Source organism: Jejudonia soesokkakensis, assembly GCF_042664795.1.
GTDB classification, from domain to species: domain Bacteria; phylum Bacteroidota; class Bacteroidia; order Flavobacteriales; family Flavobacteriaceae; genus Jejudonia; species Jejudonia soesokkakensis.
Map to the genome: position 1 here is coordinate 91,906 of NZ_JBHTBN010000004.1, position 22,454 is coordinate 114,359.

The window sequence follows — 22,454 nt, forward strand, 5'->3', positions numbered from 1 at the left end:
TAATTATTAATGCTTTATATGAAAAGCCCGCTTTTTGGGGAGAAAGCGGAAGCCTTTCTTAAAAATCTGCGTCGAAACTAATTTTATTCGACTCTTTGTCTTTGTTAGTAACACCTGCTTTTTGATATTCTGAAACGCGCTTCTCAAAGAAGTTTGTTTTTCCTTGTAGGGAAATCATATCCATAAAGTCAAACGGATTGCTGGTGTTGTATTCTTTTTCACATTGTAATTCTACCAAAAGCCTGTCTGTTACAAACTCGAGGTATTGTGTCATCAATGTAGAGTTCATACCAATTAAACTTACGGGAAGTGATTCGGTTATAAACTCACGCTCTATATTTAAAGCGTCCACAATAATTTCGCGGATACGCTCTTTGGGAACTTTATTAATTAGGTGGTGATTGTGTAGGTGTACTGCAAAATCACAGTGTACTCCTTCATCACGAGAAATCAATTCGTTAGAAAATGTCAAACCAGGCATTAATCCACGTTTCTTTAACCAGAAGATAGAGCAAAAAGCACCACTAAAGAAAATACCCTCAACAGCTGCAAAAGCAATTAAACGCTCTGCAAAGCTAGGGCTGTCTATCCATTTAAGAGCCCAGTCTGCCTTCTTTTTAATCGCAGGGAAATTTTCGATAGCATTAAATAACTTGTCCTTTTCTTTGTCGTCTTTGACGTAGGTGTCGATTAAAAGAGAATAGGTTTCAGAATGGATATTTTCCATCATAATTTGGAACCCGTAAAAGAATTTTGCTTCGCTGTATTGTACTTCATTGACAAAATTTTCAGCTAAATTTTCATTTACGATACCGTCACTCGCAGCAAAAAAGGCAAGAATATGTTTGATAAAATAGCGCTCATCGTCATTTAATTTTGACGTCCAATCTGTTAAATCCTGATGCAGATCAATTTCTTCTGCGGTCCAGAAACTAGCTTCCGATTTTTTATACCAATCCCATATATCATGGTGTTGAATTGGAAAAATTACAAATCGTCCTTCGTTTTCTTGTAAGATTGGTTCTACTGCGCTCATTGTCCTGTTTGCTTTTAAATTAAAATTTTGTGGTTACTAGGGACTAACAAATATGCAGATTATTTAAAGGTTTTTTTGGATTTTTTGCTTTTGGTTTTCAACAAAGTTTTCAACACAACCCTTTTTTAATTGTTCTTATTGTTTTGTTAAATAAGACACATAATAGGCTGTAAACCAATTGTGTAAAAAACAAACACTGGGGTTGTTAACAATCTAAACTTTTGTCGTTGAAAAGCTTCGGAAGGGTGCTTTTCATGGTCTTTTTAGGCTACTTTGATGCTGTCGATGAATCCTAATTTTTCAACAAAAATCGAATGAAATTTTAACATAAAAATTTTCAGAAGAAACCAAATCCATGCTTTAAAATAAAAAAAACCGTTCCTTTTTAAAGAGCAACGGTTTTGTGCATTGAAATAAATTTGGCCTAATATCGTACCGTCAAAATAAGAGAATAGGAATTTTAAAAACAATACGTGCAAACACGTATTTTTATACTAAAAATTATTCTTGATGCTTGGCAGCAACTTTCTCCAATTCGGCATACCAGTGTTCGCCAAACTTTCGGATTAAGGCTTCTTTTGTAAATTTATAAACAGGTACTTTAAGTTCTTTTCCCAGCGTGCAGGCATCATTACAAATAGGCCATTTGTGATAATTTACCGCAGCAAACTCACTGTAATCCTGGACACGTACCGGATATAGGTGGCAAGAAATAGGTTTTCTAAAATCAACTTCGCCCGCATTATACGCATCTTCGATTCCGCAGCTAGCGGTTCCATTTTCAGTAAAGGTTACATAGGCACATTCTTTGCCGTTCACTAAAGGTGTTTCCAGCTCATCAAGGTCACTAACAATATGAGTTCCTTGTGCCTCGATAGCAGCGATACCTTCAGGTCTTAGAAAAGGTTTAACTTTTGGATAGATTTGTTTTAAAGTTTCAACTTCTTCAGTAGTAACGGGAGCTCCAGCCTCACCTTCGATGCAACAGGCTCCTTTGCATGCTCCAAGATTGCACACAAATTCTTTTTCGATAATCGCTTCAGAAACTATTGTTTTTCCTAATTGAAACATTTTGCAAAGATAGTTTTTTGCTTCCGAAGAAATACTGCGCGTTAACCATTTTAAATGCTTAATTTTGCGCCTTGTAATTTTAAATAAAATCTGATTTTTCAGAGAACAGTTATGAGTTTCAGTTTCAAAGAAATAGCAACCGCTACGATGGTACTTTTTGCGGTTATTGACATTGTAGGAAGCATCCCAATTATTATATCTCTGAAAGAAAAATCGGGTAAAATTAAATCGGGACGCGCTTCTATTATCGCAGCGGTTGTTCTGGTGGTCTTTCTTTTTGTTGGAGAAGAAATTTTAAAACTTATTGGAATTAATGTTTACGAATTTGCGGTGGCAGGGGCGTTTATACTTTTCTTTATTGCGTTAGAAATGATTCTTGGCATTACACTCTTCAAGCAAAAAAGCGGAAACTTGGATTCAGCTACAGTTTTCCCAATAGCCTTTCCAATTGTTGCCGGCCCTGGGAGTTTAACATCCTTGCTCTCGCTACGCGCAGAGTATGCGCTTGAGAATATCATTGTTGCTATAATCATCAATGTGATTGTGGTATTTATCGTATTACGTACTTCCAGTAGCTTGCAGCGTTTTTTAGGAAAAAATGGAATTGCTATTATTGAAAAAATCTTTGGTGTGATCTTACTTGCAATTGCCGTGAAGCTTTTTGCATCTAATATTCAGGAATTATTTAACTAGTTATGAAAAAAACCTTCATTTATATATTGATTGCTATTGCCGCTGGACTAATGATATTTAATGCTACAAAGATTGATTTGGACGGCTTGATGGAAGGAGATAGTGGTACAGCGCTTATTACATTAGTAGCGGCTGCTTGTGTTGTTGTATTACTGGTAATCTTACTGGTTAGTATGAAAATCGCAAAAAAGGTAAAGTAATGGCTCTTATTGTTTTGGCGTCTCCAGCTCAAGAATCTTATTGAGCATAGTGTCGTTCTTATTAAGGATAAACTCGAAAGCATTAGGACCATATACTTGTTGAGCAATATTTGCTTTAATTATCTGATCCAGGTCTGCTTTGTAGGCAGATAGGTCTATTTGCGCATTATTTAATCTCGCGTACGTTATAAATTCTTCGGAAAGAGTTGAAGGCACTTTATAATCATTGTAAAAACTAGTGAGATTCATGGCTTCAAATTGACTTCGGTTTTTTTCAAGATATTCAAAAATAAAATAACTCATAAAATTACTTCTGGATACGTACTGAAGGGTTTCATTTGCTACACTGGTATCTTTAGGGACAAAAATATCTGGTGTAATGCCACCGCCACCATACACCACTTTTCCGCCTGGCGTTACATATTTAAGTGAGTCGGCCACCTGAATACTATCTTCTGAAATTAATTCGCCATTACGATAGCGGTTTTCATAATCGCTATAATAATCTGCATTTCCATTTCCGTAAGGACGTTGTATAGAACGTCCTGTGGGCGTGTAATATCGTGCAATTGTAAGCCGTATAGCACTCCCATCGCCTAACGACATCTCACGTTGAACTAGGCCTTTTCCAAAAGATCTTCTTCCAATAATAGTTCCTCTGTCATTGTCCTGAAGCGCACCTGCTACAATTTCACTTGCCGAAGCAGAATTTTCGTCAATAAGCACATATAATCTGCCCTCTTCAAAGTCTCCTCTTTTTGTAGAAATCGTTTGTTCTTCATCCCCATTTTTGTTTCGGGTAAGTAAGATTAATTTGTCTTTAGAGAGAAATTCATCTGCAATTCTTTCGGCTACGTCAATATATCCGCCAGGGTTTCCTCTTAAATCCAGAACAATTTTAGTGGCCCCCTCATCGAGGACTTCATCTAGGGCATTCTTAAATTCATCGTAGGACGTTTCAGAAAAACGGTTCAGTTTTATATAACCAATATCTTCGTTGAGTTTGTACGTCGCATCCACACTTATTAGTGGCACTTCATTTCTTTTTACCGTAATATCTAGCAATTCATCTTCTCCTTCTCGATACACTTTGAGCTTGACCTTGGAGTTTATTTCCCCTTTAAGGTAGGCAGTAATGCTATCTTGTGAAAAATCTTCTCCAAACATTTTCTTTCCATCGGCATACAAAATACGGTCTCCCCCTTTTATTCCTGCTTTTGCTGCCGGTCCATCTTCAATAGCTCTAATAACGGCGATAGAATCTTTATACGGGTAAAAACTGATTCCAATCCCGACGAAGTTTCCGCGCATTTCGTCTGCATTATCTTCATATTGATCTATAGGAATATATACTGAATGCGGATCGAGATTTTCTAAAATTCCATTTACGGTAACATCTACAATACTGTCTGTATTCACAGCATCCACATATTCATAGTCAATATAGTCTATAAGCCTGTTGAGTTTATCTTTTTTAGAATTTGTAGCAAAGATTTTTTCAGTAGCGTCATTAAAATTAAGTTTAGAGCCCAAAAAAATACCAGCAACGATTGCGATGCTTAAAAGGAGTGGCAAATATTTTTTCTGATAACCCATTTATTAATTTAAATCTTCTATATGTGTAATTGTAACGCCTGCTTTTTCTAAAAATTTTACTCCCGAGTTATCTTTATATCCTTCATGATAGACGAGTCTAGAAATCCCAGATTGGTGAATCAACTTGCTGCACTGCTGGCATGGTGACATGGTAATATATAATGTTGCTCCTTTACAAGATTGTGTTGAAGAAGCTACTTTTAAAATTGCGTTTGCTTCAGCGTGAAGTACATACCATTTTGTATATCCTTCTTCATCTTCACAAAAGTTTTCAAATCCCGTGGGTGTTCCATTATACCCATCACTAATGATCATTTTATCTCTTACAATAAGTGCGCCAACCTGCTTTCGTTTGCAATAGGATAATTTGCTCCATTCTTTTGCCATCCGTAGATAGGCTACATCATATTTGTGTTGCTTTTCTTTCCTAATTCCCATAAAGGAAGTGTGTTTTTTCTGAAGTAAATGTACTTAATTAGTAGGAAAAATAGAGAAGTGTTACAGCGAAGTCTTTCTTAAATTTTCCGAAGCCATTAAAAAGGCCATGAATCTGTAAGCATAGGAATGGTTCGTCCTATGACTATTGCCGAAACTCCTATGATCCACTCTCTTTTTTTAACATGTAGTATTTTCTGAAAAAGAAATGCTGCGGCTAATACCGCAAGTACAATCACTATTTGGGAGGCTTCTATACCTAAAGCAAATGATAACAATGGTGTTACGCTGGTTTCATCATAGATCATTTTATAATAGGAGGCAAACCCAAAGCCATGGATAATTCCGAAGAAAAAAGTAATCAAATAAATCAGATATCGGGTATTCGTATGTGTTTTTTTAGCTACTATAAAGTTATAAATTGCAGCAAAAATAATAGTCACCGGGATTAAGAACTCTATCCATTTTCCTGCTATTGCGACTAGATTATAATTCGCTAGCAGTAACGACAAACTATGTCCAATGGTAAATAATGTAATAAGTAGTAGTGCTTTTTTCCAGGTTTTAAATGTATACACAGCAACCAATACTAGAATAAATAGCACGTGATCGTAAGCATTCCAGTCAAGTACATGGTTAAATCCTAGCTGAATGTAAAACCAGAAATCTGTCATAGGTCGCAATAGAAATTAAGAGCTATAAAGTATATGTCGTTTCAATATGTATGAAAGTAAATATAAAAATTCTTACACAAAAAAACCTCCACTCTGTGCTTTGTAGAGGGAGGTTTCTAGGTGTTATGCCTACTACACTTTCTTATAACTAATATAGTATTCTTCCATTAAATTCATAAGTGCCGTTACAAGGTCTTTAGTTTCTAATAACAAACTAAAATAAAGGGTCGTGTTTTTCGGACTTGATTCTTCGGTACGTGTACGTGAAATTTGTTTTTCGATTTTTTCAGAAACATATTGAAAAAGTTCTTCTTTTTTATTTAAAACGGTTCCAATTTTTTCGAATTCACGTTTTTTGAAAATAGTTTCGATTTCCTCTAATAATGCATCTAACGATTGATCGATTTCTTGAAGATCCTTAATCTGATTAAAACGAAGCGGCTTATGATTATTATTGACGTGTTTATAACTTGCTTTAGAAATAAACTCGAGCGATTGAGCCACATCCTGTAGATACCCTAGTATGATAATATAGAAATTGCTTCCTCGAACACTTTTTTCGTCAAGATCTTTAATAAAATAAAAGATATTGTCACGTAATTCATCAATTTCGTCATTGAGTTTCTTGACTCCCTTTTTACTCTTTTTAAGCTTGCCAGTGTCTTGAACAGCCAAACCACGAAGCATGTCTGAGTAAATTTTATTGGTTCTGGTTACAACATTTATTATATTATCTGCACTTTCCTCAATAATACCCTGTACCGTATTGCTTTCAGTTTTCTTTAATCCTGTAGTATCAAGTTTCGCAACACCTTTCTTTTTATGAGAAAGATAGTTTCTAATTAAGAGTCCGATAGCTAGAAGTAACAAGATAGCAATCGCGGTTCCTTTGCCTAAATAAATGATATATGCTAAAGTACCTGCTGCAACAAAAGCACTAAATGCTGTAAAGAACCAGCCTCCTATTACATTTAAAACTCCAGCGACTCGATACACAGCACTTTCTCTTCCCCATGCTCTGTCTGCAAGTGAAGTACCCATCGCTACCATAAAGGTTACGTAAGTTGTAGATAACGGTAACTTCATAGAAGTTGCAATTGAAATTAATACTCCTGCTACCATTAAATTTACCGAAGCTCTAATCATGTCGAAAGCCGGTAACTCGTAGGTTTTATGCTTAGGCAACTGAATTACAGGTTTTTTAAATCGTGAATTAAGATTTTCTCTGGTAGACTTTGGTAAAATGATGCTTAGGCCAGCCGATAAGCGAGTACCTCCTTTAACAATTGCCCTTGATAATAAGTTAGGTTGAAACTTTTCATGACCCTCTCCTTGTCTAGAAAGTCCAATTTCTGTTTCGGTAACAGTTTTTGCTTTTTTTGAAAACCATAGTGTCAATACCATTACTGCTCCTGCAATAAAAAGCAAAATTGGTTCTGCAGGAACTTTTGATTCTAAAATATTCATAGAAAAAGTTGTAGCTGCTTCTCCAGAGGCAACCCAGGCTTCATAGGAGTGATAGGCAGCCATTGGTACTCCAATAAAGTTTACCAAATCATTCCCAGAGAACGCTAAGGCAAGACCAAATGTTCCTACAGCGATAACAATGATTAAAATGCTCTTTTTAAATAGTTTCATAAATAAAAAAGAGAATAAGGTCCAAAAAATAAAACTACCTCCAATAAGTAGGGGAGTTTGATCAGCTAACAAGCCCTGAAAATTTCCATAAAACGGAGTTCCTTTAAGACCTTTTAAGAAGATAAAATAACTAATCGCGGTTAAAGCTACGCCTCCAAATAAAGCACCAAAGTTCTTTATTTTCTTTTCGTAATGAAATGTAAAAATCATTCTGGAGATCCATTGGACGATGGCTCCAATAGAAAAGGCAATAACAACCGAGAGCAGTATTCCTAAGATTATTTCGGTAGCTTTTGAAGTATTAATATAATTTCCTAAATCACCCCAAGTTTCGGTCTCACTTGCACCTATTTTTATCAATGACATTACTACAGCAGCTCCTAATAATTCAAAAACAATTGAAACTGTTGTTGAGGTTGGCATCCCGAGCGTATTAAAGAAATCCAGTAACAAGATATCGGTGATCATCACTGCCATAAAAATGATCATGATCTCATCAAAATAGAATTGTCCTGGGACAAAGATTCCTTTACGAGCAACCTCCATCATTCCGCTGGAAAAAACAGCTCCAATGAAAATCCCCAAACTAGCAACGATCATGATGGTTTTAAAAGAAATGGCTTTAGAACCAATCGCTGAATTTAGGAAGTTTACCGCATCATTACTTACTCCAACAACCAAATCTGCAATTGCTAGGACAGCAAGCGCCACAAGCATTAATAAATAAATATTTTCCATAGTTTATTTTGATTAAAGTGGTGCAAATTTCATTTTAAAATGACGAATATTTGTTACCAAATTGTTATGTTTTAATATTAAAAGTGAAGATCAAACCCCACTCTAAATTCTAGTCCATTTTTTTGTCCACCCCTGGTTGCGTATGTAAAATCACTTTGAACTTTTAGTTTATGTCCTACAATGTATTTTGAAAGTCCCAAAGTGTACTCTTCTTGATTGCGTTGTCCTGTAATTTCTTCAAAACTAAGGGTAGTATATCGGCCAGCAATTTCATAGTTAGACTTAAATAAGTACCCTGCTTGTAGGTTTAAGCCATTCCCTACTAAAACTACATCGCCTGTTGGCACTCCATCTTCGTCTAGTGCAGGAGTTCCGTTTGTTTCAGTTGCAATTGGATTGTCTGCATCTCTGTTGGTATATTCTCCCATAAATGAAAATCCATTGTATTTAAACATGGCATCAACAAAAATAGTTGAAATGTCTGTTTCATAAAAACCATCACTCGTTACAAGATAGGAACCTAGATTACTTCTCGATTTCACTGCATCCTGATTATAATCGTAGGTAACACCCAGCATTAGTTTAGGAGTTTTTTCTCTTTTAAGATCGCTTTGAGAATAATCGCCGCCACCTTCAAATTCGCCAAACGGTAACATTTCAAACCTTCCAGTGTATTGGTGGCCTCCTATATTTCCGGTTGTAACATTCCTTCCTTCTCCCTGAGAAACAGCAAATTTTTCTCGGATCATAAATTTTTCTGAAAACATTGTATGGTGTCGTATTTGGAACCCAATATCACGGTCGATATTAAATCTGCTATTTAATATAGATCTGTCAATTAACTGAAGGTTTCCCGAAGAAACAACACGTTCTACATTTCCTGGTAATTTTGTTTGACCAGCCCACAATTCAAAGTTCTCATAGAAATTCCATTTAATAACAGCATCCAAAATTATTCTAGGGGTATTGTTGTTAAATTCATTGGCTCCTGAAACATCGCGATTAGAAAGTCCTAATTCAATTTTGTATTTTAACTTTGGAGAATAGGCAAACCCATCAAACTTTAGACGAGCTCTTCGTATTAAAAAATTCTGCTCTGGTTTCCCATATTGATTTCCGTCATGAGCCCAAGATGATGAAGCTCTAAACTGAATTCTAGGTGCGAATTTTACACTCCAAGAGCTGTCTTTTGCAACCAAATTGAGCATTCCTTTGCCAAATTTTATATCTGTTGTTTCTTGTGATTGAACTACGTGAAGGCATAGGATACATGCCAAAAACACCAAAAGGTGAGTTTTCATTATAATCGATTTTAGTTTTTGTCGCTGCAAATAACCGATTATTTTACAAGTTCAATGTTTCTAAAAGGTTAAGTTTATCAGTATAAAAAAAGCTACCCCAATATGGAGTAGCTCATTGCACTATAAATCTAGTTGACAAAAACTAAAATGATTTATTTAGTAAAGTGCAGTTGTCTTACGACATGACAAAGAAATAGAGTTAATGTGCCTTTATTGTCACCTTAAGATTAATAAATCATTAATAATTATATACTGTCAAGTATATTTCGTATTATTTAAATAACTGATAAATAATATAATACGGAATTAATGTAAACTTAATGTTATCTAAATGTTGTTTTAAAGTAAATTATCTTTTATATTTGATACTATTAATAATAATATTGCCCTGTCATGAAAAAAGTATTGATTTTAATTGCTATTGTATTTTGTGTGAATAGTGTTTTTTCACAAGATTCTCCTAAGGACACATTTGAGAAAAAAGGAAATTTAATTGAAGCGACACTATATCATGATAATGGTGAAATTTCTCAAACAGGATATTATACTTTAGCTAATAAGCTGCAAGGTGAATGGATAAGTTATGATGCCCAGGGTAATAAGACTGCTGTTGCAAATTATAACAAAGGTCTAAAAGTTGGAACATGGAAGTTTTTTGACGGTAATGAAATTAAGGAAGTGGTTTATAGTAATGCTAGAATAGCAAAAGTAAGTACTTATGAAGTTAAAGATGTCCGTGTAGTGTCTAACAGATAATTAAAAAATTGAGACATATAAAAAAATCCCGCAATTTGCGGGATTTTTTTATATAGCTAATTCAAGAAACTTAATTGCGAGCCCATCCAGCACCCCATGTGACGAAATCTGTACCAGTCCCATTTCCATCGCCAGAAATAAAATCAGCATCACTAAATGTAAACTCAGTATCATTTTTAACTTTTGTGATCACATCTGTAAATGTAACCCCAGAAACAGCAAGAGTACCGTCAAGAACCCATTGTCCTGTAGGGCTATCACCCATATCCCCATCAAGATCAAACCCTTCTTCAAATCCTTGGATCAATACATTGTTAAAAAGGCCTTGAGTTCCAGCTCTTAAACGAATGGCTTCATTTCCAGTTGCAGATCCTCTACCAATGATAGTAACGTTTGTTACTGTTGGGTTAGAAAAGAATAAAGGGTCAGAGTTATTTCCAATGTCAGTGTTAAAGCCATCACATTCAAATCCTTTATCATGCTCCACTCCGTGAACAATATATACGTCTGTTAAATTTCCACTATATCCTTCAGTCCAGTCAATAGAATCATCTTGTGATCCACTTACAGCAAGAAAACGTGCATTTACAGTTCCTCCAAAAAATTCGAATCCGTCATCTTTGCCTTCAAACGCTTGAACATACTCTACAAGAGTGCCATTTCCAACTCCGTAGAAAGAAAGACCGTTATTTTCGGTTTGTCCATCTGCAGCTCCACCAGAATATTCGACACGCACATAGCGTATAACTCCTGAGTCGTCATCTGATATAGACCCACCATAAGGAAGTTGTCCAATTTCTGAAGTAGATGTCGCGTCACCTCCAGTTACAGAATTAATAGGAGCCCTTCCCAATAAAATTAGACCCCCCCAGTCACCCGCGTTTTGGGTTGTGGCATTAGATGTCATAATAATGGGATTGTTTGCGGTACCATTTGCTTCGATTCTCGCTCCTTGAGAAATTGCAATGTATACATTTGCCCCAGAGGCAGCTCTAATTACTGTTCCAGCTGGGATTGTCAATGTGGTTCCTTCGGTCATAATTAATGCCTCATTCAGAAAATAATTTCTTGTTCCGTCCAAAGTTAAATCTGTAGTTTGGATTCCTCCAATAGTAATTGGAGACGTTGAGTCGTTATTACCTCCGCCTGTAGTGTTTGTACTATTATCTATACTGTTATCAATATTGTTAATTACAATTTCTGCAGTGTCGTCTGCCTCACACGAAGCAAATAAAATTGCCAGGATAGCGAAGCTCATTAAAATTTTAGTAGTCTTCATTTTTAGTTTACGTATTAATTAATTGTTTGTTTTTCAGTTTAGTATTCAGATTAAAAAATATACTTTAATTGTAAAGAAGCATTGATACCTCTTTTATATCCAGAAAGAATGACATCTCCTTCAGAAGTGTTTTCACGAACCCTTTCAATATTAGGGTCTAATATGTTTTTTGCGCTAGCATTAAGTTCAAAATTTTCACCTATTTTATTTCTCCAGATAAAATCTAAAGTAGGAACTGCCTTTTCGACAATATTCCCCAACTGTCCAGATCCTAAAGCATCAACACGGTCTGCGAAATAGGAGAACACTAGGTTTACATTAGGTCTGTAATTTCCAAAGACAGGACTATAATTAATGTCTGCATTAATTAGTAGCGGTGAGGCTCCTTGTAATTCATCTTCATCTCTTACGAATGTTGTACTAAAAGTCCCGTTGATGGTTTTCAAGTCTTGTTTTGTCTCCATTACCGTTACATTTAGTCCCGCTGATAGCTTTGGTGCCTCATCATCATTATAAAGTATATTTTTCCTTACTTCGACTTCAGCTCCTATTACTTCTGCTTTATCACCCGTTCTGAAATAACGTTGCGTCCCGGTAACATCATTGGCAACAACTAAGTTTATTGGATCATTGATTTGTTTTCCAAAAGCTGCAATGGAGAATAATTCACCTCTTCCAAAAAACCACTCATACTTTAGGTCTACATTAATAATTTCAGAAAAAGAAGGGTCATTTAAGAGATCAGGATTCCCTCCTATACGCTGTGTAACATCTTCATACACATAAGGAGCAACCTCTTTAAATTCAGGGTTAGAAATAGTTTTACTTCCAGCCAAACGAATATTTTGGTCCTCATTTAATGCATATTTTATACTTAAACTAGGAAGATAAAAGTTTTCGTAAGAGTTTCTGAAGCCTGGATCGGAAGCTACAATATTAATGACATCGTATACAATTTCTTGATTAAAGGACTCTGCTCTTAATCCAGGAACAATTGTCCATTTTTCACCCGCATTGATTACAGCATTAATATATCCCGCATAGACATCAAGATTTCCTTTAAAGGTATTTTCAGGAAGTCCAGGATTATTAGTATTTGATAGGGTTGGTATAGCATTAATAACTTTAGTATTGTATATGGTACCTAGGTTTGAGACATCAAATACCGAATTAAAATTATTAAAATCTGTAGCTGGAGTATTGGGTTCTATGAAGTCATATCCATACCGAATATTTTCAAAATAACGCTCTTTAGTTCGCCCTTGGTAACCAAAATTAAGCGTTACTTTTTCACTTGCTTTATAGGCTACATTTAAGCGGCTATTAAGTTCTTCCTCTTCTACGTTTTGAAAATAGCGCTGGTTATCATAATCATTATTATTAAAGAACGATGCATTTGTGGTCGGGTCGTTATCTAAAAAAAGATCATATCGTTCAATACTTACACGCTTACGATCTGGTTGACGCGCAAAAACTTTATTATAACCTACACCCCAATCAACTTCAATTTTTTCATCAATTTTGGAAGTTCCAATTATCTGATTTACGAAAATCATGTCTTGTTCAAACTGAACATTTTGTTGGAAAAATCCACGATCTGTATCTAAAATTGCATCACGATTTGACCCAAGGCCTTTGGTTCCAAAATAGCCAACTTGGTCTGAAGCTCGATTAATAAATAAAGAATTAAAACTTACTTTGTGGTCACTACTGGCTCTTAATATAATATTGGCCATCCCTGTTGTCGTTGTAGAATATTCGTATTCTTCAATATTGGGAAACCTCTTTTTTTCGACAGTGGTATAGTCCACTGCTGTTCCTTCTCTGTATTCAAAATTATTGTCGAATGAACCTGTGAAAAATACACTTAGCTTTCCTTCATTCCAGACATCCCATGATGTTCCGCCAGAGATACTACCAATACTTCTAATTGGAGTTCCAGCATCTTCAGGGTCAATTCCATGTGATAATACTACTGCAAAAGGATTGTTGTCATATCTGTTATAATATCCAAAATAACTAGTGCCTTCACTCTTAACAAAATCTTCGCCTATAGCTCTGCTATTAAAACCTGTCCCTAATTCAATGTCTAAAAAACCTTTTCCAGAATAATCTTTAGCGACGACATCAACATTTCCTGCTGCAAAATCACCATAAAACTGAGTGTCGTATGCCTTGCTTACCGTAACAAATTGAATGATGTCTGAGGTAAAAAGACCTAAGTCAATATTTTTTCTTTCAATATTGTTAGAGGGAAGTGACAAACCATTATAGGTAGTAGTTAAATAGCGATCCCCTAGACCTCGTACATAGATATTACTTCCTCCTTCCTGTCTTGAAATACCAGATATTTTTGTAATTGCGCCCGCAGCATCACTCACTCCTTGCTCAGATAGCTGTTCTGCTCCAATACTTTGTTTAATGGTGGATGCTTTTTTCTGATCTATTAATAAGGCAACTGCACTTTCTCTTTTAGTAGTCGTTGTAATAACTACTTGATCTAACGCTGCTGCACTCACTCCCATTGGGACGTTTACAGTAGTTACTTTGTTTGCTTCAACAAGTACATCAGGGATTTCAACAGTTTCATACCCAACAAAACTAAATTCTAAAGTATAGGTTCCAACAGCAAGATTTTCTAATGCATATAATCCATCAAAATCTGAAGTAACTCCTTTTGTTGTACCCTTAATAATAACATTTGCAAATGCCAAGGGTTCATCATTAAAATCCTTATCAGTAAGTTTACCTACAATACTACCCGTTTCTTGCGCAACGGATATGCTGGCAAAAGCTAAACATATAATGGTAAAAAGTGTTTTCATTAGTCGTTTAAAATTTCTGCTGCAAAGTAACTTCAAATAGCTAGGTTGGATGTTACCATGAGATTAACTGATTATCATAATAGCGTTACCTATATGTTACCTAAAGGTTAACCCTCAAAAATTCTTTTCAGACTTTAAAATGAAGAATCTTAACCTTATCTTGCTAAAAAATAAATTAGGGTATGATGCAATGGGAATCGCTATTGTCGCTGCGACGACAAGGCGACACAAACAAACGATTACGTATAGAGCAGGATGAAACGAGACTAGGTTTTGAAGTAGATTATGATCGTATCATATTTTCTTCAGCCTTTAGAAGCTTACAGGATAAAACTCAGGTAATTCCTTTATCTAAAACATCTTTCGTTCACACTAGGCTTACTCATAGTTTGGAAGTTTCGGTAGTTGGAAGGTCATTGGGAAGAGCGGTAGGAAAAGCAATTCTTGAAAAGTACCCTCATCTAAAATCCGTTCATGGGTACCATTTTAATGATTTTGGTGCTATCGTTGCCGCCGCTTCTTTAGCACATGATATTGGGAATCCGCCCTTTGGTCATAGTGGTGAAAAAGCAATTGGAGCGTATTTTGCTAACGGAAATGGAAAACGTTTTAAGAAATTACTTTCAGAAAAAGAATATCAGGATCTGGTAGATTTTGAAGGAAATGCGAATGGCTTTAAAATTTTAACCGAAACAAAAAACGGAGTCGAAGGCGGATTGCGCCTTTCGTATGCAACTATAGGGGCTTTTATGAAATATCCAAAAGAGTCTCTTCCTAAAAAACCCACCACTCATATAGCAGACAAGAAATACGGAGTTTTTCAGGCCGACACTTCCTTTTTTAAGGAAGTTGCAAAAGAACTTGAGTTGTTAAAAAGAGGAGACGCAAAAAATTGTAGCTACTCCAGACATCCATTGGCTTTTCTTGTGGAAGCTGCAGATGATATTTGTTATACGATTATCGATTTTGAAGATGGAATAAACTTAGGGCTTATAGAAGAAGAAATAGCTTTGGAATATTTGATTAATTTAGTAAGAAATACGATTAAAACTGAAAAATACAATAGTCTTACAAAATCATCAGACAGGCTAGCTTACTTAAGATCCCTCGCAATTAGTACGCTAATAGGCGAAGCAGTAAAAACCTTTATAGATAATGAAGAAGTTATATTGAAAGGTGAGTTTTCCGAAGGATTACTTAAAAAAAGCAACTACAAAGCTCAGATTAAAGATATTCTCAAAATAAGTATTCAAAAAATCTATAAAAGCGATGAGGTGATTGAAAAAGAAATTGCAGGGTACGCTATTTTAGAATCGTTACTCGATGTTTACAGTACTGCTGTAGAAAACATTATGAAAGGAGAAGAACGAGAATACGACAAGTTAGTATTAGCAAAAACAGACATACTTATTTCCGAAAATTCAGTCTATCAAAACATGTTGGAATGTTGTACTTATATTTCTCGTTTAACCGATGGAAAAGCAATGCAAATATTCCAAAAAATTAAAGGAAATGTATAATTTCTGTCTTTTTTATGTTAAAAATTAAAATTTATATAAAAAAACAAACCCTTTGTAATATTTTTAGCAACTCTTTAGAAAATCTGAACCCCTATAAATTAAAATTACTTTTTATGAAAAAGATTATTTACTTCGTGACATTTATGATTACAGCAATCGTAAGTGCTCAAGACTATTCGTCTACAATTAGTGCATATTTAAACAACAATACTTCCAAATTAAATTTACAAGAGCAGGATGTTCAGGAAATTAAAATATCTTCTAGTGCATATTCTCAAAGTATGAAGCTGGATGTAGTTCATGTCTCTCAGAAGTTTCAGGGTGTTGAAATTGCAAATACAAGTTCATCATTTGCTTTAAAGAATGGAGTTGTAGTAAATGCTAGTCTTTCTTTTGAAAATAATCTTCAAAGAAAAATAAGTGGAACGACCCCATCTTTAAATGCAGCAACTGCTGTTTCAAGAGCTGCTTCAGCATTAGAAATGGAATCTCCTCAGGGATTAGAAGTACTAGAAACCATAGATGCAAATTCTTTTGTTTTTAATGACGGTGGAATTTCCAATGATAATATTCCTGTAAGATTAATTTATCATAAAAACGATTCTGAACTAACACTTTCATGGGAAGTTGGAATCTATACTCAGGATGGAAGTCATTATTATTTAGCTATAATTGATGCTATTTCTGGAGAACTAATACATCAGGGAGATCTAGTTCTTTCTTGTAACTTTGGAGAAACCCCACACCAACATTCGGCTAATAAAAAGGAAATACCTAGTATTCTTTTTCCTCAAGAAAATACAGAAAGTACTATGATGGTAGATGGTTCTCAATATAGGGTTTTCCCCGTACCAGTAGAAAGTCCTATCCACGGCTCTTCTTCATTAGTTATTGAACCTGCCGACCCAGTGGCTTCCCCTTTTGGATGGCATGATACAAATGGTGCTACAGGAGCAGAGTTTACAATAACTAGAGGAAATAATGTGTATGCACAGGAAGATTTTGATGGAGATGGTTCAACATTCGGAGATGCACCAGATGGAGGAAGTGATTTGGATTTTGACTTTCCTCAAATTTTAGAAACAGCTCCGCGTAATAATATTGAAGGAGCCACAGTTAATTTGTTTTATTGGAACAATATAATGCATGACATATGGTACCAGTATGGTTTTGATGAAGCCAGTGGAAATTTTCAGGAAAATAATTATGGTAATGGAGGTACAGGAAGCGATTCTGTGATTGCAGATGCTCAGGACGGTGCTGGTTTAAATAATGCAAGCTTTTTCCCTCCTGGAGATGGTCAAAATGGTAGAATGAATATGTTTCTTTGGACGGCACCAGCAGGAACAAGTGAACCATTAACCATAACAAATGGGCCTCTTGCGGGTAGTTATGAGGCAACTACGGCAAGCTTTGGAGCTCCACTGCCAATGGCTAGTGACCCTATAATTGGTACACTTGCTTTGTCACTTGATGATGATGCGGGTACTTCAACAGATCCTAATGATGCTTGTGACAATATTACAAATGAAGCAGCTTTAGCTGGAAATATTGCCGTAATTAGAAGAGGAACTTGTGAGTTTGGTGTCAAAATGTTGGCTGTTGAAAATGCTGGAGCGATTGCAGCAATCGTAGTTACAGATGATAGGCCAATCGGCCCAATGGGGCCTGGTGATGTAGGAAATCAAGTTACAATTCCATCAATAATGATAGCACAGGATACTGGTGAGGCTATTATAGCTGCATTAGAAAATGGAGAGACTATCAATGTTTCTCTAAATGAAGATGGTCCATTTCAAAAAGATGGTAGTCTTGATAATGGCATTATTGCTCATGAATATGGACATGGTATTTCTACACGACTTACTGGAGGTAGATTTAATCCTGGATGTCTTCAAAATCTTGAGCAAATGGGAGAAGGGTGGAGTGACTGGTTCGGACTTATGATAACAATTCAGCCTGGCCAAGATGGAACCGATGCAAGAGGAATAGGAACATTTGTTACGAATCAAACTACGACGGGATCTGGTATAAGACCAACTCGATATAGTACAGATTTTACTGTAAACCCATCTACCTATGCTACAATTGCTACGTACTCAAACAATGAGTCTCCTCACCGTACGGGATATGTATGGGCGACAATGTTATGGGATTTAAACTGGGCTTTTGTAGATCAATATGGTTTTGATGAAGATTTATATAATGGAACAGGAGGTAATAATATCGTAATGCAACTTGTTATGGATGGTCTTAAATTACAAGGCTGTAGTCCTGGATTTGTAGATGGTAGAGATGCTATTTTACAAGCAGATGAATTAATTAATGGCGGCGCTAATCGATGCTTAATATGGGAAACTTTTGCACGACGTGGTTTAGGAGCAAGTGCAGATCAAGGTAGTGTGAATGATAGAAGTGATGGAACGCAGGCATTCGATGTGCCAACAGGACCAGATTGTACTCTAGGAACTGCAGAAAATAATTTTGATAATAACTTCAGAATTTATCCTAACCCATCTAATGGAAATATCAACATTAGCTCAATCGTAGCTTTAGATGATGCAAATGTTTCTATATTTGATATCAACGGAAGACAGGTTTATTCAAATGATATGAGCATTCAGGATACTGTAAATATTAATGCTGGTTCTTTAACTTCAGGTGTCTATGTACTAACAATTTCTAATGATAACTTTACACATACAGCTAAGATTATCATTGAATAATTTTTTTGTAGGACAACTAAAAAGGGCTCCAATTGGAGCCCTTTTTTTATAATACATTTTTGATCTGAAAGTAGATATTTTCTGAAGAAATTCCTGACATTTCCTGAAGCTCATCAGTAGTGCCGTGTTCTATAAAGGTATCTGGGATACCCATTAGAATAACCTTATTTTGATATTTTTTTTCGGAAGCAAACTCTAAAATACTACTGCCAAATCCACCCGCTTTTACTCCATCTTCCACCGTTATTATTTCTGAATAGGTGTTGAATATTTGGGTCAATAATACCTCGTCCAATGGTTTGGTAAATCGCATATCATAATGTCCAATGGCCAATTTTTCTGAAGTTTCAGTAAAGCGTTCAATCGCTGTAACTACATTGGTTGCCATTGTTCCAAAACTAAGTACAGCCACCTTATTTCCTTTTTTTAATTCTATTCCTTTTCCGATTTCAATCTCTGTGAAACCCTGCTGCCAATCTATAAGCGTACCTCTCCCTCGAGGATATCGAATGGCAATGGGAAGTTCCAACCCCTTTTGGGCAGTATATAAGATATTCCGAAGTTCAACTTCATTTCGCGGCGCACAAACAATCAAATTTGGAATACATCTTAAATAGGCGATGTCAAAAATACCATGATGCGTTGCTCCGTCTTCACCCACGAGACCAGCTCTGTCTAAACAAAAAATAACAGGAATTTTTTGAAGGCATACATCATGAATTATCTGGTCATAAGCTCGCTGTAAAAACGTTGAATAAATCGTGCAAAATACATGCAATCCCTGAGTTGCTAATCCGGCAGCAAAGGTTACAGCATGTTGTTCGGCAATTCCTACATCAAACGCTCTTTCTGGAAATGCATCCATCATATAAGTAAGAGAACTGCCCGAAGGCATGGCAGGGGTAATACCAATTATATTTTTGTTTTTTCTGGCAAGTTCAACCAGTGTCTTTCCAAAAACATCTTGAAATTTTGGAGGAAGTACTTCTTTACTCTTGGGATGTAAATCTCCGGTAAGTGCATTGAATTTCCCTGGGGCATGATAGGCGACTTGATTTTCTTCTGCCTGGCGAAGTCCTTTTCCTTTTGTAGTGATAACATGCAGAAGCTTAGGGCCAGAAACATTTTTTAAGCGTTCTAATTCAGACAGTAAAATTTCCAAATCATGACCATCTACAGGTCCCGAATAGTTAAAATTAAGCGCTTCAAAGATATTATCTGTTTCTGGAGCACCGTCTAAAGTTACTTTGCTTAAATACTCTTTTAAAGCACCCACGCTCGGGTCAATGCCAATAGCATTATCATTTAGGATAACTAGCAAATTAGTAGCTGTCATACCAGCATGGTTCAGCGCTTCGAAAGCCATTCCACTAGCAATTGAAGCATCACCCACTACCGCAATGTGTTGTTTATTAGTAATGCCAGCTAATTTTGACGCAATTGCCATTCCAAGTGCAGCAGAAATAGCTGTACTGCTGTGTCCAGTTCCAAAAGTGTCAAAATTGCTTTCTGTTCTTTTTGGAAAGCCGCTAATCCCGTTTAATTGTCGGTTGGTATGAAAAATCTCTTTACGGCCAGTTAGGATTTTATGTCCATACGCTTGGTGGCCCACGTCCCAGACGAGTAAATCTTCAGGCGTATTAAATACATAATGAAGTGCAATGGTCAATTCTACAACACCCAGACTGGCCCCCAGATGTCCTTCCTTAACCGCAACAATATTGATAATAAAGTCACGTAGCTCCTGTGCAAGTTGTGGTAAGTCTTGCGGTGAAAATTTCCGAAGATCTTTAGGAAAAGTAATGGTATCTAACATTGATTTTGACACAACACAAAGATACAGTTATTGATAATTGATTAATACCTTATTTTGTAGTTTTGAAATCTGAATACTGAAAAATGATCAAACCCTACGACGATGCTTATTTTATGAAGCGTGCTTTACAAGAGGCAGAAACAGCTTACGAAAAAGGAGAAGTGCCTATTGGTGCTATTGTGGTTGTAAATAATCAGATTATAGCCAGAGCCCACAATCTTACCGAAACTTTAAACGATGTGACTGCTCATGCCGAAATGCAGGCAATTACTGCTGCAGCAAATTCTTTGGGCGGAAAATATTTAATAGATTGTACATTATACGTTACCATTGAACCTTGCCAAATGTGTGCTGGCGCGTTGTTTTGGAGTCAGATTTCTAATATTGTGTATGGAGCGAGAGATGAGCTACGTGGGTGTATTACAATGAACACAAAGCTTCATCCTAAAACTAAAATGAAAGGAGGTGTTCTTGCTGAAGAAGCTTCAGCACTCCTAAAACGTTTTTTTATTGAAAAGAGAAATCTAAACTAATCATACACTCGGAGCTCCTGCCATAATCTCGTCATTGGCAAATTCTTCAAACTTTTTAAAGTTTTCTTTAAATGAAGCCGAAAGTTCATTCGCCTGAATTTCATATGCTTTCTTATTTTTCCAAGTTTCTTTCGGATTTAATATTTCTGAAGGGACGTTTGGACATGATTGTGGTACATGCAACCCGAAAATAGGATGTTTTTCGTAGGGGACATCGTTCAACTGATTTTCTAAGGCAGCTGTGATCATGGCACGTGTATATTTTAACTTCATTCGGCTTCCCACTCCATAAGGTCCTCCAGTCCATCCAGTATTTACTAACCATACATTGACTCCGGCCGCTTTCATTTTTGCACTAAGCATCTCAGCGTATTTGGTAGGATGCAAAGGCATAAATGGCGCTCCAAAACAAGCTGAAAAATTAGGAGTAGGTTCGTTAATACCTTCTTCTGTTCCAGCTACTTTTGCCGTATACCCACTAATAAAGTGGTAGGCAGCCTGTCCTGGCGTTAATTTTGAAATGGGAGGCAATACACCAAACGCATCTGCGGTCAAGAAAAATATATTTTTAGGATTCTCACCAATCGAAGGCTCCTGAATATTGTCAATATGGTAAATAGGATAACTAACACGTGTATTTTGCGTGATTGAAGTGTCTTCAAAATCTACCACTCCATTCTCATTCATCACTACATTTTCCAGAATAGCTCCTGGTTTAATTGCGTGATAAATATCAGGTTCGTTTTCTTCGGAAAGATTGATCACTTTCGCGTAACAGCCTCCTTCAAAGTTAAACACCGTATTTTCTGCGGTCCAGCCATGTTCGTCGTCTCCAATTAATCTTCGGTTAGGATCTGCAGATAGGGTTGTTTTACCCGTGCCTGAAAGTCCAAAGAAAATAGCTGTTTCGCCGTTGTCTCCCACATTGGCAGAACAGTGCATTGGCATTGTATTTTTATACACGGGAAGTATAAAGTTAAGCGCAGAAAAAATTCCTTTTTTAATTTCTCCCGTATATCCCGTTCCGCCAATTAAAGCGATTTTTTTTGTAAAATTGAGAATAGCGAAGTTATGTTGGCGTGTTCCGTCAACTTCAGGATCTGCCATAAATCCAGGTGCATTTAAAATCGTCCATTCTGGAGTAAAATTCTCTAATTCTGCTTCGGTTGGACGCAAAAACATATTATGGGCAAACATGTTTGACCATGGATACTCATTGATTACACGGATATTTAATTTATAATTTTCGTCGGCACAAGCATAGCTGTCTCGAACGTAGAGTTCTTTTTCTGAAAGATAATCTGCAACTTTCGTATAGAGGGCATCAAACATATCGGTTGGAAATGGAATGTTGATATTTCCCCACCAAACCAAATCACGAGTCACGTCATCTTTTACAATAAAACGATCTTTGGGAGAGCGTCCTGTAAACTCGCCGGTATTTACTGCAAGCGCACCAGAGCTAGCTTCAGTTCCTTGATTTTTAGACAAGGTTTCTGCATGTAATTGTTTTGAAGAAAGTTGATAGTGAGTTTTGGCATTCTTAATTCCGTACTGTTCTAACGAAATCGTTTGAGTTTGGTTATTAGGGACCATACTAAATTTTAATTGTTGCGA

The 22,454-nt window shown here is 36.2% G+C and carries 17 protein-coding genes; 6 read left to right on the plus strand and 11 right to left on the minus strand.

Translation table 11 applies throughout. The annotated features are described in order from the left end of the window. Positions 1–58: 58 nt before the first annotated feature. Together ACFQO1_RS08965 and ACFQO1_RS08970 are read right to left on the minus strand one after the other, a co-directional pair. Positions 59–1,036, minus strand: coding sequence for a ribonucleotide-diphosphate reductase subunit beta (locus ACFQO1_RS08965; RefSeq protein WP_380217679.1), 978 nt, complete (start codon positions 1,034–1,036; stop codon positions 59–61). A 501-nt stretch (positions 1,037–1,537) separates the two neighbouring features. Continuing rightward, the gene (locus ACFQO1_RS08970; protein WP_380217680.1) at positions 1,538–2,107 is read right to left on the minus strand and encodes a DUF3109 family protein; all 570 of its coding nucleotides are present in this window, start codon (positions 2,105–2,107) and stop codon (positions 1,538–1,540) included. Between the two features lie 111 nt (positions 2,108–2,218). On the opposite strand from ACFQO1_RS08970, the gene ACFQO1_RS08975 reads away from it, so the two are divergent. Then, the gene (locus ACFQO1_RS08975) at positions 2,219–2,800 is read left to right on the plus strand and encodes a MarC family protein (protein ID WP_380217681.1); all 582 of its coding nucleotides are present in this window, start codon (positions 2,219–2,221) and stop codon (positions 2,798–2,800) included. Between the two features lie 2 nt (positions 2,801–2,802). After that, complete coding sequence (locus ACFQO1_RS08980) at positions 2,803–3,000, plus strand: hypothetical protein (protein WP_380217682.1); 198 nt, start codon at positions 2,803–2,805, stop codon at positions 2,998–3,000. 6 nt (positions 3,001–3,006) lie between these two features. On the opposite strand, the gene ACFQO1_RS08985 is transcribed toward ACFQO1_RS08980, so the two are convergent. From ACFQO1_RS08985 to ACFQO1_RS09005, 5 genes are all read right to left on the minus strand, one after another. Next, positions 3,007–4,596 carry a S41 family peptidase gene (locus ACFQO1_RS08985; RefSeq protein ID WP_380217683.1) on the minus strand — a complete coding sequence of 530 codons (1,590 nt, stop codon included), beginning with the start codon at positions 4,594–4,596 and terminating at the stop codon, positions 3,007–3,009. A 3-nt stretch (positions 4,597–4,599) separates the two neighbouring features. Then, positions 4,600–5,028, minus strand: coding sequence for a deoxycytidylate deaminase (locus tag ACFQO1_RS08990; RefSeq protein ID WP_380217860.1), 429 nt, complete (start codon positions 5,026–5,028; stop codon positions 4,600–4,602). Positions 5,029–5,129: 101 nt separating this feature from the next. Further along, a complete protein-coding gene (locus tag ACFQO1_RS08995) occupies positions 5,130–5,705 on the minus strand; it encodes a HupE/UreJ family protein (protein WP_380217684.1) in 576 nt (191 codons plus the stop codon). 132 nt (positions 5,706–5,837) lie between these two features. Further along, positions 5,838–8,081 carry an inorganic phosphate transporter gene (locus tag ACFQO1_RS09000; RefSeq protein ID WP_380217685.1) on the minus strand — a complete coding sequence of 748 codons (2,244 nt, stop codon included), beginning with the start codon at positions 8,079–8,081 and terminating at the stop codon, positions 5,838–5,840. Positions 8,082–8,158: 77 nt separating this feature from the next. Next, positions 8,159–9,382, minus strand: a complete 1,224-nt coding sequence (locus ACFQO1_RS09005) for a porin (RefSeq protein ID WP_380217686.1) — start codon at positions 9,380–9,382, stop codon at positions 8,159–8,161. A gap of 393 nt (positions 9,383–9,775) precedes the next feature. On the opposite strand from ACFQO1_RS09005, the gene ACFQO1_RS09010 reads away from it, so the two are divergent. Beyond that, positions 9,776–10,138: a toxin-antitoxin system YwqK family antitoxin gene (locus ACFQO1_RS09010; protein ID WP_380217687.1), complete on the plus strand. Its 363-nt coding sequence runs from the start codon at positions 9,776–9,778 to the stop codon at positions 10,136–10,138. 70 nt (positions 10,139–10,208) lie between these two features. Here the strand turns inward: ACFQO1_RS09010 and ACFQO1_RS09015 are convergent, their stop codons facing one another. Continuing rightward, entirely contained in the window at positions 10,209–11,417 is a 1,209-nt protein-coding gene (locus ACFQO1_RS09015; protein WP_380217688.1) for a multidrug transporter, read from the minus strand. A 50-nt stretch (positions 11,418–11,467) separates the two neighbouring features. Then, on the minus strand, positions 11,468–14,242 hold the full coding sequence (locus ACFQO1_RS09020; protein WP_380217689.1) for a TonB-dependent receptor: 2,775 nt from the start codon (positions 14,240–14,242) through the stop codon (positions 11,468–11,470). A 185-nt stretch (positions 14,243–14,427) separates the two neighbouring features. On the opposite strand from ACFQO1_RS09020, the gene dgt reads away from it, so the two are divergent. Continuing rightward, complete coding sequence (dgt, locus tag ACFQO1_RS09025; RefSeq protein ID WP_380217861.1) at positions 14,428–15,762, plus strand: dGTP triphosphohydrolase; 1,335 nt, start codon at positions 14,428–14,430, stop codon at positions 15,760–15,762. Positions 15,763–15,875: 113 nt separating this feature from the next. After that, complete coding sequence (locus ACFQO1_RS09030) at positions 15,876–18,488, plus strand: T9SS-dependent M36 family metallopeptidase (protein ID WP_380217690.1); 2,613 nt, start codon at positions 15,876–15,878, stop codon at positions 18,486–18,488. Between the two features lie 46 nt (positions 18,489–18,534). Here ACFQO1_RS09030 and dxs read toward each other — a convergent pair whose 3' ends face one another. Further along, a complete protein-coding gene (gene dxs, locus ACFQO1_RS09035; protein ID WP_380217691.1) occupies positions 18,535–20,304 on the minus strand; it encodes a 1-deoxy-D-xylulose-5-phosphate synthase in 1,770 nt (589 codons plus the stop codon). Between the two features lie 83 nt (positions 20,305–20,387). Between dxs and ACFQO1_RS09040 the strand changes: the two genes are divergently transcribed. Next, a complete protein-coding gene (locus ACFQO1_RS09040; protein ID WP_380217692.1) occupies positions 20,388–20,837 on the plus strand; it encodes a nucleoside deaminase in 450 nt (149 codons plus the stop codon). Here ACFQO1_RS09040 and pckA read toward each other — a convergent pair whose 3' ends face one another. Further along, positions 20,838–22,433 carry a phosphoenolpyruvate carboxykinase (ATP) gene (pckA, locus tag ACFQO1_RS09045; protein ID WP_380217693.1) on the minus strand — a complete coding sequence of 532 codons (1,596 nt, stop codon included), beginning with the start codon at positions 22,431–22,433 and terminating at the stop codon, positions 20,838–20,840. Positions 22,434–22,454 lie beyond the last annotated feature (21 nt).

Bases quoted from the DNA above. Each gene is read 5' to 3' on its own strand.
- ACFQO1_RS09010 (WP_380217687.1), top strand. From the start codon at position 9,776: ATGAAAAAAGTATTGATTTTAATTGCTATTGTATTTTGTGTGAATAGT.
- dxs (WP_380217691.1), bottom strand. From the start codon at position 20,304: ATGTTAGATACCATTACTTTTCCTAAAGATCTTCGGAAATTTTCACCG.
- ACFQO1_RS09040 (WP_380217692.1), top strand. From the start codon at position 20,388: ATGATCAAACCCTACGACGATGCTTATTTTATGAAGCGTGCTTTACAA.
- dgt (WP_380217861.1), top strand. From the start codon at position 14,428: ATGCAATGGGAATCGCTATTGTCGCTGCGACGACAAGGCGACACAAAC.
- ACFQO1_RS08970 (WP_380217680.1), bottom strand. From the start codon at position 2,107: ATGTTTCAATTAGGAAAAACAATAGTTTCTGAAGCGATTATCGAAAAA.
- ACFQO1_RS09030 (WP_380217690.1), top strand. From the start codon at position 15,876: ATGAAAAAGATTATTTACTTCGTGACATTTATGATTACAGCAATCGTA.
- ACFQO1_RS09005 (WP_380217686.1), bottom strand. From the start codon at position 9,382: ATGAAAACTCACCTTTTGGTGTTTTTGGCATGTATCCTATGCCTTCAC.
- ACFQO1_RS08965 (WP_380217679.1), bottom strand. From the start codon at position 1,036: ATGAGCGCAGTAGAACCAATCTTACAAGAAAACGAAGGACGATTTGTA.
- ACFQO1_RS08995 (WP_380217684.1), bottom strand. From the start codon at position 5,705: ATGACAGATTTCTGGTTTTACATTCAGCTAGGATTTAACCATGTACTT.
- ACFQO1_RS09015 (WP_380217688.1), bottom strand. From the start codon at position 11,417: ATGAAGACTACTAAAATTTTAATGAGCTTCGCTATCCTGGCAATTTTA.
- ACFQO1_RS08975 (WP_380217681.1), top strand. From the start codon at position 2,219: ATGAGTTTCAGTTTCAAAGAAATAGCAACCGCTACGATGGTACTTTTT.
- ACFQO1_RS09020 (WP_380217689.1), bottom strand. From the start codon at position 14,242: ATGAAAACACTTTTTACCATTATATGTTTAGCTTTTGCCAGCATATCC.
- pckA (WP_380217693.1), bottom strand. From the start codon at position 22,433: ATGGTCCCTAATAACCAAACTCAAACGATTTCGTTAGAACAGTACGGA.
- ACFQO1_RS08980 (WP_380217682.1), top strand. From the start codon at position 2,803: ATGAAAAAAACCTTCATTTATATATTGATTGCTATTGCCGCTGGACTA.
- ACFQO1_RS08985 (WP_380217683.1), bottom strand. From the start codon at position 4,596: ATGGGTTATCAGAAAAAATATTTGCCACTCCTTTTAAGCATCGCAATC.
- ACFQO1_RS09000 (WP_380217685.1), bottom strand. From the start codon at position 8,081: ATGGAAAATATTTATTTATTAATGCTTGTGGCGCTTGCTGTCCTAGCA.